At 33.9% G+C, this 4,138-nt stretch carries 3 protein-coding genes; all 3 read right to left on the minus strand.

Going from position 1 to position 4,138, the window contains the following annotated elements:
* Positions 1-234 precede the first annotated feature (234 nt).
* The gene (locus tag DW269_RS12175) at positions 235-543 is read right to left on the minus strand and encodes a PTS lactose/cellobiose transporter subunit IIA (protein WP_006505715.1); all 309 of its coding nucleotides are present in this window, start codon (positions 541-543) and stop codon (positions 235-237) included.
* Positions 544-640: 97 nt separating this feature from the next.
* On the minus strand, positions 641-1,438 hold the full coding sequence (locus DW269_RS12180; protein WP_117460254.1) for a Cof-type HAD-IIB family hydrolase: 798 nt from the start codon (positions 1,436-1,438) through the stop codon (positions 641-643).
* A 128-nt stretch (positions 1,439-1,566) separates the two neighbouring features.
* On the minus strand, positions 1,567-3,948 hold the full coding sequence (locus DW269_RS12185; RefSeq protein WP_117460255.1) for a YhgE/Pip domain-containing protein: 2,382 nt from the start codon (positions 3,946-3,948) through the stop codon (positions 1,567-1,569).
* Positions 3,949-4,138: the final 190 nt, after the last annotated feature.

Genomic DNA, 4,138 nt, shown 5'->3' on the forward strand with positions numbered 1-4,138 from the left:
TCCCGGACTGCCTGTCTATAATACCCAATATCCGCACGTTTGTAAAGTGTTTTTTGAAAGTTTTTTTGTTTATTTTCTTTTATTTATCGTTTTTAGCCCTTGTATGCTACATAATTTTAAATTGATTATTTTATTACCAAATACAATAATATGCTTTATACAGGCTTATTTGGCTACAACAGGCAATAAAAAAAGCATCCCATTATGTGGGATGCTGTATTGGTATTTATGAAATTAAGCTAATTTCTTATAAACATCAATAAATTCCTGAGCTAAATCAATAACTACTAATGCGCACATTAAGTGATCCTGTGCATGTACCATTAATAAGTTAAGTGGAGTTTTTTCTCCTCTGATTTCAGCCTGAATTAATTCAGTCTGAGCATGGTGAGCTTCATTAACTGTTTCTTTAGCAGTCTGAATTGATTCATCTGCCTTTTCGATGTCTCCTGCTTTTGCATACTGAATTGCTTCAATTGCTGAGCTTCTTGCGCTACCAGCATTAACAATTAAGTTAATGACTGTCTGTTCCTGTTCGTCCATTTTAATTCTCCTTTAACAACAATTCCAGATTTCATCTGTATTCTCATTATACCAATTTCTGTAAGCAATTTCAATACCCTTTTCCAATATGACAAAATTAGTCTTTAATGTAGTTAAAATGCTTACATGCAGCAGTGATTCCTTCTTCTTCAATATTTGTTGTAATATATTTTGCGACTGATTTAAGTTCTGGTACTGCATTACCCATCGCAATACCGAGTCCTGTTTCTTCAATCATTTCTATGTCATTACGTCCATCACCAAAAGCAATGGTATCATCAATATTTCTTCCTAGTTCCTTCACTAATTCTTCAATTCCTACTGCTTTAGATGAACCCTTAAGGGTTAAATCAAATGAACGGTCACTTTGATGTCTTTGTACATCAAAATAAGGGCTCAATGCTTCTACCATCACTGGTATATCATCCTTAGAATTGACTACTATCATTCCGATATAAGTTTCTATATTCTTATAATCAAATGTATCAATGATTGTTTCTTCCTTCATGCCCCAGTTATTTGCGAATGCCTGGTGGACTGGATCTTTAGAATCTCTGACATATATAAAATCATTACCTTCAAAATAATAGTTAAAATGATGTTTTTCACATAGATCCATAGTAGCTTTAATCGCTTCTGCTGGTACAACATTCTTATAGACACATTTGCCTTTATACTCTACATAAGCACCATTACATGTTACATAGCCTGAAAATGGATACTTCATAACACCATCTACAATAAAACATTTACATCTACCAGTTGATAAGAACACATCATGTCCTTCTTCCTTTAGTTTATCTAAAGTACGGATAGTTTCAGGTGTGATCTCATATATATCCTGATTACAATCAATAAGTGTCCCATCTATATCAAAAAAGAATAATTTATTCATATTGCAATCTCCTTTTCTAGCAAGTACTTCCATTATATCAAATGTATATAGAAAAGAAACTACTTAAGATAAGTCTCACAAAATCTTTAATAAGCGATAAAAAAAGATGGGTATTTCTACCCATCTCACTAACATTCCCCATCAAATACTTCTGGAAGGAATACTTTATGTGTTTTACTTCTACGTCTTACAAATAAGTAAGTAAGAAGTACAGATACAATAAGTAAACCAACGAAGAATAAGATTTCTGTTGTAGGAACTGCAGTTGCATTCGCAATAACTGATCTAAATCCATTTACACTATATGTGAATGGTACAAATGGATGTAATACTTTATACCAATGTGGTGCAGTTTCTAGTGGATAAGTACCAGCAGAAGCACCAAGGTTAAATACCATGAAGATTAAAGCGATAAATTCACCGATACGACCAAATGCGATTGCAAGGAATGCGATGAATGCCATAAAGGCAAGTGATAATAAGAGCATGAATGCGATACATAATCCTGGTCTAGCAGGAGTGAATCCACAAAATCCTCTTAAGCTGAAGTATAAGATTAATGCCTGTACAATTGATAATGGAACCATGACTGTAGCTTTTGCAAGTAAGAACTTAACTGGGCTATCTGTAGTAGTCATACCCTTACCAAATGGATACATTAAGCTTAATGCCATACATGCAACATATAAAGCAACACTCATCATATAAGGTGCCATTGCATGACCATTGTTTGGAATGTTAGTTATTTCTTTCTTTTGTGTATCTACTGGAGTAGACATCTGTTTGTATGTCTTGTTAGTAGATTTGATATTACTCTTCTTAGAAGCATCTTTTAAGCTGCTTGTAAGTGTATTAGTTCCATCACCAATAGCAGTTAATCCTTCACCTAATGTTGCAGATCCTGCTGCTAACTGGTTAGATCCAGAACTGATCTTTAATGCACCATCAGCTAACTGAGAAGCTCCACTATTTAATGTTTTATTGTTTGAAGCAAGTGTACCTAAACCATTATTTACCTGTTTAACGCCACCTGTATAAGTCTTTAAACCACTCTGTAATGTACCTAAGCCTTCATCAATCTGGCTTACTGCACCAACCATACCAACTGAATTAGAAGTTCCTTTCATATTAGCCTGTACTGTTTTTAAGTTAGATACTAATGAGTTAACTGCTGAATTGTTTGCAGTAGCTAATTGTTGTGAACCAGCTAATAATTCCTGTGTCTTTGCATTCGCTGTTGACTGATTCTTTAATACTTCCGCATTACCATAAAGTAATGTAGTTAACTGTTTTAAATCACTTGTATTTAATTTATTTGTTAACTGAGAAGCTACCTGTCTTAATGTCTGTGCCTGTGTGGCATGACTTGTTGCCTGCAACATTAATTGTTGTGCTAGTAGAGGCTGAGTTGCCTGTAAACTTTCTGCCTTTGCCTTTTCTGCTGCAGCTAATTTATCTAGCTTATCCGCATTTGTATTCATAGTACCAATTGTAGTTGTCATTACAGAAACCATACTATCTAATTTTTTAGCTGCCTGTAAGTTGTTTTCTACTAAATTGTTATCATCAATACCTGCCTGAATCTTAGTAAGTGCTTCTGATAACTGTTTTGAACTTTCGTTCATTTCATTATTCTTCTGAGTTAATGTATTTAACTGTTCAGCGTTCTGATTCAAACCATCAGATAACTGTTTTTCAGCAGCCTTCACAGCACTTAATAACTGTGAGCTACCAGACTTTAATTGAGCAGCACCATTATTTAATGTAGCACTGTTGTTATCTAACTGCTGTGTACCCGCTTTTGCAGTAGATACACCTTCTGTATAAGCACTTAATCCTTTTACTAAAGAATCAGCACCATCATTGAACACTAATGCGCTTGAAGCAAGAGTATTCAAGTTTTCTGTGATAGTCTTATTACCTTCACTTGCAGTAGCTACACCATCACTTAATTTCTGTGAACCATCTGCAGCTGTATTGAAACCTTTACTTAATGTTTTTACATTCTTGAATAAGATTTTTGAATAAGTCTTAGTCACTGTTGATGAGATTTCAGCTTTTACTTTAGCCATAGCTGAATCATCCATCTTAGTCGCAATGTAGTTTGTCTGTGGATTTGTAGTATATGTGAGCATCATTGTCTGTGGATCATCATCCAATAATGTCGTCGCATTTTTAGAGAAGTTTTCAGGAATAGTAATTATCATGTAATACTTTCCATCCTTTAAACCTTTCTTTGCTTTTGTTGATGAAACAATATTGAAATCCATTGAATCATTCTTTGATAGTTTATCACTTAGCTGTTTACCAATATCCATAGTAGAACCATTATATTTAACTTCTTTATCCTTATTTACAACGGCTACTGGAAGCTGATCCGTTTGACCATATGGATCCCACATAGAACCTAAGAAAACACAAGCATAAATCATTGGAATGATCATGATTGCACAAAGTACAATTTTAAGCCATGTACTTTTCGCAATGTTTTTCCATTCTGCTTTAATCATATTACCCTTTCCTTTCTGTCATCTTCCTAATGACTAGTAGTCATTTTAGTTGACCGTTAGTCATTTATCAATTTACAAATAAGGTGATTTGATAAAAAAACATGATGTAAGCGTATATCATTTTTTAATAAATATAAATCGAGTAGGAGAAAATAATTAAAATTATTTTCGTCCTCTCACACCACCGGGC

Source organism: Catenibacterium sp. AM22-6LB, assembly GCF_003435615.1.
GTDB classification, from domain to species: domain Bacteria; phylum Bacillota_I; class Bacilli_A; order Erysipelotrichales; family Coprobacillaceae; genus Catenibacterium; species Catenibacterium mitsuoka_A.